Annotated in this window: 5 protein-coding genes; 3 read left to right on the forward strand and 2 right to left on the reverse strand. The window is 74.4% G+C overall.

Annotated elements, in window-relative coordinates:
• The first annotated feature begins 22 nt into the window (after nt 1–22).
• Nucleotides 23–994 (forward strand): ADP-ribosylglycohydrolase family protein, encoded by a 972-nt coding sequence (locus tag ACFVNO_RS10660; protein ID WP_355260330.1) that lies wholly within the window; start codon nt 23–25, stop codon nt 992–994.
• Nucleotides 995–1,225: 231 nt separating this feature from the next.
• Nucleotides 1,226–1,747, forward strand: a complete 522-nt coding sequence (locus tag ACFVNO_RS10665) for a YbaK/EbsC family protein (RefSeq protein ID WP_355260333.1) — start codon at nt 1,226–1,228, stop codon at nt 1,745–1,747.
• 433 nt (nt 1,748–2,180) lie between these two features.
• Here the strand turns inward: ACFVNO_RS10665 and ACFVNO_RS10670 are convergent, their stop codons facing one another.
• Together ACFVNO_RS10670 and ACFVNO_RS10675 are read right to left on the reverse strand one after the other, a co-directional pair.
• The gene (locus ACFVNO_RS10670; RefSeq protein WP_378891453.1) at nt 2,181–3,254 is read right to left on the reverse strand and encodes a CU044_5270 family protein; all 1,074 of its coding nucleotides are present in this window, start codon (nt 3,252–3,254) and stop codon (nt 2,181–2,183) included.
• A complete protein-coding gene (locus ACFVNO_RS10675) occupies nt 3,251–3,835 on the reverse strand; it encodes an RNA polymerase sigma factor (RefSeq protein WP_378891456.1) in 585 nt (194 codons plus the stop codon). Before ACFVNO_RS10675 ends, ACFVNO_RS10670 begins: the two co-directional genes overlap by 4 nt.
• A gap of 215 nt (nt 3,836–4,050) precedes the next feature.
• Here ACFVNO_RS10675 and paaZ point away from each other — a divergent pair, with 215 nt between their 5' ends.
• A complete protein-coding gene (paaZ, locus tag ACFVNO_RS10680; RefSeq protein ID WP_355260342.1) occupies nt 4,051–6,090 on the forward strand; it encodes a phenylacetic acid degradation bifunctional protein PaaZ in 2,040 nt (679 codons plus the stop codon).
• Nucleotides 6,091–6,250: the final 160 nt, after the last annotated feature.

Raw genomic sequence — 6,250 nt, forward strand, 5'->3', positions numbered from 1 at the left:
CCCGAACCGTTGCGAGGCGACCGTGCAGACCCCGCCCACCGGAAGCATCGAGGACCGCGCCCTGGGCGTCCTGCTGGGCGCCGCCTGCGGCGACGCGCTGGGCGTGCCCTACGAGTTCGGCCCCACGCTGTCCGAGCGCCGGGTGCCGGAGATGATCGGCGGCGGCCTGGGCCCCTACGCACCCGGGGAGTACTCCGACGACACCCAGATGACGGTGTGCATCGCCCATGCGCTGCGCGACCACGACGACCCGCTGTCCGCCGGGGCGCTGCGCGCGACCGCCGACGCCTTCCTGGAGTGGGCGAACGGCGGGGCCACCGACATCGGCAACCAGACCCGCCGGGTGATGGGCGGTGCCGGGGGCGCCTTCCGCCGCCCGGAGGTCGCCGAGGTGATGGCGGCGTACGCCGCGTCCATGTTCGAGGAGGGGGTGGCGAGCGCGGGCAACGGGTCGCTGATGCGCACCGGGCCGCTGGCCCTGGCCTACCTGCGCGACCCGGAGGGGCTGGCCCGGGCCGCCGACGCCTACAGCCTCCTGACCCACGGGGACCCGCTGGCCTCGCAGGCCTGCGTGCTGTGGTGCGAGGGGATCCGCCGGGCCGTGCTGGAGGGCACCCTGGACGGCGTCCGCGACGGGGTGGAACTGCTGCCGGAGGACGCGCGCGGCCGCTGGAAGACCTGGCTGGACGAGGCGGAGTCGGCGGCGCCGCACACGTTCGCGAACAACGGGTTCGTGGTGAGCGCGCTCCAGGCGGCGTGGTCGGCCCTCACCCGCAACCCGGAGGGGTACGTGGCGGCCGTGCACGCGGCGGTGCGGGCGGGCAACGACACCGACACCGTCGCGGCGATCGCCGGTGCGCTGGCCGGGGCCCGGTGGGGCCTGTCGGGGATCCCGGCGGGGTACGTGTCGGCGGTGCACGGGTGGCCCGGGTACCGGTCCGACGACCTGGCCGGACTCGCCCTGGAGATCCTGCGGCGGCATTCCGCGTCGTAGGTCCCTAGGGCGTGTTCGGCGGATCATTCCGGGTCGCGGCCGCGAGGCCTCCTCTCGCCGCGCCGCCCGCGCTCGGAGGGCCGAACCCGGGCCGACCTGCGCCGGTCGTCCTGCGAGAGATCGCCTCGCGGCCGCTCCCGGTATTCGGCGCAAGCGCCGAAACGCTCGAAAGCATCCACCGAACACGCCCTAGGCTGGGGCCGTCCGGAACACGAAACGAGGAGCATGCCCATGTCCGTGTCGTTGAACTGGGTGGACGCCGGCGAGCAGGAGCACCTGATGGCCGCCCCCGTCCGGGAGGCCGTCCGGGGCCACGCCGAGGTGCGGGTCGCGCCGATCGATCCGAACCTGGCGGACACCGCGGCCTTCTGCACCCACTACGGGATGACGCTGGAGACCAGCGCGAACTGCGTGGTGGTGGCGGCCAAGCGCGGCGGCGAGACCACCTACGCGGCGTGCATGGTCCTGGCCACCGACCGGGCCGACGTCAACGGCGTGGTCCGCCGCCACCTGGGCGCGCGCAAGGCGTCGTTCGCGCCGATGGCGGAGGCCACGGGGCTGACCGGGATGGAGTACGGCGGGATCACCCCGTTCGGGCTGCCGCGGGAGTGGCCGATCCTGGTGGACGAGGCCGTGGCGGCCACCCCGTACGTGGTGGTGGGCAGCGGGCTGCGCCGGTCCAAGCTGTGGGTGCCGGGCAAGCTCGTGGCCGCCCTCCCGGGCGCCGAGGTCGTCCCGCTCGCCCAGCACTGACCCGCGGCCCGGTCCCGGGTCCCACGGGCCCGGCGGTGTGCCCGGTTCCGGCCGGGCGGACCGGCCCCGGGTCACGCGGCCCGGGGGTGGACACGACGCCGAGCGCCACGAGGGCCACGCCTCGGCGGGGGAGCCCCGGGTCCGTCCACAGGCTGTGGATGGACTCCGCCGGGCAGCCCGGTCCGGGTCTCGCGGACCGGGGGACGGGCACGACACCGAGCACCACGAGGACCCCCGCCGCAGCGGGAGAGCCCCTGGTCCCGGGTCCCGCAGCACCGGCGGCGAGCACCACAGGACTCCCCACCACAGTGGGGGAGTCCCCGGCCCCGAGTCCTGCGGCCCGGGGGCGGGTACAGCACCAGCGCCACGAGGCCCCCGCCGCGGCGGGGGCCCGGGTCCGTCCACAGGCTGTGGACGGACCCGGCCGGGCGGCTCAGGGCCGGTCCTCGACCTCCGGGACCCAGGCCGTCTCCACGATCACCGAGTAGTGGTTGACCAGGGGCAGCTCCACCCCCTCGGGCTGCTCGTACTCCGACTCCACCGCGACGACCTCGAAGTAGAGCGGCATCCCGGTGTCGGCGTCGAACATGATCCGGCGCTCCAGGGTCTCCTCGCCCTCCTCCTCCACCAGGAAGAGCTCGCCCTCGCGCCCGTACCGGTCCTCGGACGGACCCGCGTAGAGCACGCCCTCGTGCCCGGCCAGCACCCGCAGCACGGCCGACTGGACCCGCGGGTCGACGGGGGCCTCGGTGTACAGGCTCTGGAGCGCGTAGAAGAGGGTCGCCTCCGGCGTGCCGGCGTCGAACCCGGCCCCGTCGACCAGCTGCTCCTCCAATTCCTCCGGGTCGGTGGCCAGCGTGTCCGGCTCCCAGGTGAAGAACATCCCGTCGCCGCCCTCGCCGTCCCCCCATTCGAAGCGCTCGGTGCCGTCGCCGAACAGGAAGCCCAGCGGGCCCTCGTCCCCGCCGACGTGCTCCGGCTCGCGGGGCACGGACAGCTCGACCCCGGACTCGTCGGGGGCCCGCCACACGCTGCGCTCCTCCGGCAGGATCCCCCAGCCGACCCGTCCGCTGTCCACGTCCTGCGAGTACGTGAACGTCCACTCCGAGGTCCGCACGTACGCCACGTCCCCGTCGCGTGCGGGCGGCTCCGCCGCCGCGGCGGCGCGGGCCAGGTCGAGCAGGTGCTCCCGCCCCCCGGTGCGTTCGGAGGCGGGCACGTCCAGCGGGGCGGGCGGCGGCTCCGCGTACGCGGGCCGTCCGCTCTGGAGCGACACCGGGACGACGACCGCGACGGCCGTCAGCGCGGCGGCGGCCCCGATGAGGGCCGGACGCAGGAGGCGGCGGGGCCGCGCCGGGGCGCCTCCCGGCCGGTGCCCGGCGGCGATGACCTCGATCCGGGACAGCTCGCGCGCGGCCGCGTCCTCCGGATACCCGGCGGCCGGGTCGTGCCCGGCGAACAGGCGCCGGACGGCGGCGACGTCGTCGTTGAACGCGGTGTCCTTCATGGGTTCTCCTTCAGGGCGGTGCGGGCGGGGGTCCGGGGGGCGGCCGCGGGGCGGCGCTCCCCGTCGGGGGGCGGCTGGTCCAGGAAGCGCTCGATCCGCCGCCGCGCCCGGTACAGCCGCACACGGGCCGTGGCGGTGGTGCAGCCCAGCACCCGGGCGGCGTCGCGCACCTCCAGCCCCTCCCAGGCCACGAGCATGATCAGCTCCCGGTCGGTCTCGCCGAGCCGCCCCAGCGCCCGCAGCGCGCTGTCGCGTTCGGCCACCGCCCCGGTCGGGTCCGGCGCGCCCGGCTCCCGGTGGTCGCCCTCGGGGAAGGGGGTCGACATCTCTCCTTGTCGCCTCAGCTCCCGGAACCGGGCCCGCACGATGTTGCGGGCCACCCCGTACAGCCACGGCAGCGGCTCGTCCCGGGGCACCCGGTCGAACCGGCGCCAGGCGACGGAGAAGGTCTCCGCCGCGACGTCGTCGGCCGCGTCCGGGCCCAGCCTCCGCAGGGCGTAGCGCCGGACGTCGTCGTAGTGGCCGGTGAAGAAGCGGGTGAACAGTCCACCCGCCCCCTCCTCCGTGTCATCGCCGCTCATCCCTCTCCTCTCGGTGTGCCGTCACCCCTCTTCTGTCGGCGGCGGGCCGTTCATTACACGGCATTTTCGAGATGTCGACAGAACCACCTGTCCGCACGTCCACATGGTGGGAAAACGCAGGTGGCGGCGGACGCGACCGGCCGGGCACTATTTACTGAACGATCGGTCTGTAATACTGTGCCGGAAGACACTCAGCCCGAGGAGAGGACCGTCAGGTGTCCGAAGTACTGCAGAGCTACGCGCTGGGATCGTGGTTCACCCCCACCGACGGGGGCGAGCCCCTCGCCGACGCGAACACCGGTGAGACCGTCGCCCGCATGTCGCAGAACGGCCCCGACGTCTCCGCCATGGTCGACTACGCCCGCACCGTCGGCGGCCCGGCGCTGCGCGCCCTCACCTTCCACCAGCGCGCGAACCTGCTCAAGGCCCTCGCCCAGCACCTGATGCAGTACAAGGACGAGTTCTACGCGCTCTCCCACCGGACCGGCGCCACCAAGCGCGACAGCGCCGTGGACATCGACGGCGGCTTCGGCACCCTCTTCAGCTTCTCCAGCAAGGGCCGCCGCGAGCTGCCCAACTCCACGGTCATCCTCGACGGCCCCCTGGAGCGGCTCAGCCGCGAGGGCACCTTCGCGGGACAGCACGTCTACACCTCCCGGCCCGGCGTCGCGGTGCAGATCAACGCGTTCAACTTCCCCGTGTGGGGCATGCTCGAGAAACTCGCCCCCGCGTTCCTGGCCGGGCTGCCCAGCATCGTCAAGCCCGCCGCCCAGACCGCCTACCTGACCGAGGCCGTGGTCCGCAGGGCCGTCGAGTCGGGGATCCTCCCCGAGGGCTCCCTCCAGCTGCTCGTCGCCGGGCACCGGGGGCTGCTCGACGGCCTGGGCCCGCAGGACATCGTCGGCTTCACCGGCTCGGCCGCCACCGGCGCCATCCTGCGCAACCACCCGAACGTGGTCAGCGGCGGCACGCAGCTGAACGTCGAGGCCGACTCCCTCAACTGCTCCATCCTGGGCCCGGACGTCACCGCCGAGGACCCCGAGTTCGACCTGTACATCAAGCAGGTCGTCACCGAGATGACCGTCAAGGCGGGCCAGAAGTGCACCGCCATCCGCCGCGTCATCGTCCCCGAGGCGATGGCCGACACCGTCGTCGAGGCCCTGAAGGAGCGCCTGGCCAAGGTCGTGGTGGGCGCCGCCGACCACCCGGACACCCGCATGGGCGCCCTGGTCTCCCTGGCCCAGCGCGACGAGGTCCGCAAGGCGGTCAAGGCCCTGCGCACCTCCTGCGAGCTGGTGTACGGCGACCCCGAGCGGGTCGAGGTCGTGGGCGCCGACGCCGAGTCCGGCGCGTTCATGTCGCCGATCCTCCTGCGCGCCGAGCCGGGCGCCCGGGAGCCGCACGAGGTGGAGGCGTTCGGCCCGGTCAGCACCGTCATCACCTACGGCTCGGTGGCCGAGGCCGTCGAGCTGGCCGCCCTGGGCAAGGGCTCCCTGGTGGGCTCGCTGGTCACCCACGACCCCGACGTCGCCCGGGAGGTCGTCCTGGGCGTCGCCCCCTGGCACGGCCGCATCCTGGTGCTGGACCGGGACGACGCCAAGGAGTCCACCGGCCACGGCTCCCCGCTGCCCGTGCTGGTGCACGGCGGCCCGGGCCGCGCCGGCGGCGGCGAGGAGATGGGCGGTGTGCGCGGCGTCAAGCACCACATGCAGCGCACCGCGATCCAGGCCTCGCCGGACATGCTCACCGCGATCACCGGGCACTGGACCACGGGTTCCAAGAGGAACGTGGGCGACGTCCACCCCTTCCGCAAGAACCTGGCCGAGCTGCGCATCGGCGACACCATCGAGTCGGCGGAGCGCAGGGTGACCCGCGCCGACATCGACCACTTCGCCGAGTTCACCGGGGACACGTTCTACGCCCACACCGACGAGGAGGCCGCCGCCGCCAACCCGCTGTTCGGCGGGATCGTGGCGCACGGCTACCTGGTGGTGTCGCTGGCCGCCGGCCTGTTCGTGGACCCGGCCCCGGGCCCGGTGCTGGCCAACTTCGGCGTGGACAACCTGCGGTTCCTCACCCCCGTGAAGGAGGACGCGGTCATCAGGGTGACGCTGACCGCCAAGCAGATCACCCCGCGCACCAACGCGGAGTACGGCGAGGTCCGCTGGGACGCCGTGGTCACCGACCAGGACGGCGAGGCCGTCGCCACCTACGACGTGCTCACCCTGGTCGCCAAGGGCGACGAGGAGGCGTAGCGGCGAAGAGGCATGGCGGCGTATCGCCGTGTCGACATGGCGGTGGCCCCCGCCGGGCGGCCGGGGGCCCCCCCCCGGTGAGACCCCGGGGGCGGGGGAGGGCCGGCGGGACCGCCGGGCCAGCCGCAGCACCCGGACGAGCAGGGCGGGCACCCCCCCC

This window comes from Nocardiopsis sp. NPDC057823 (assembly GCF_042797335.1).
Classification (GTDB): Bacteria; Actinomycetota; Actinomycetes; order Streptosporangiales; family Streptosporangiaceae; genus Nocardiopsis; species Nocardiopsis changdeensis.

What these genes read in the sequence shown, in the direction of transcription:
- ACFVNO_RS10665 (WP_355260333.1), top strand. Translation starts at nt 1,226, where the DNA reads ATGTCCGTGTCGTTGAACTGGGTGGACGCCGGCGAGCAGGAGCACCTG.
- ACFVNO_RS10670 (WP_378891453.1), bottom strand. Translation starts at nt 3,254, where the DNA reads ATGAAGGACACCGCGTTCAACGACGACGTCGCCGCCGTCCGGCGCCTG.
- ACFVNO_RS10675 (WP_378891456.1), bottom strand. Translation starts at nt 3,835, where the DNA reads ATGAGCGGCGATGACACGGAGGAGGGGGCGGGTGGACTGTTCACCCGC.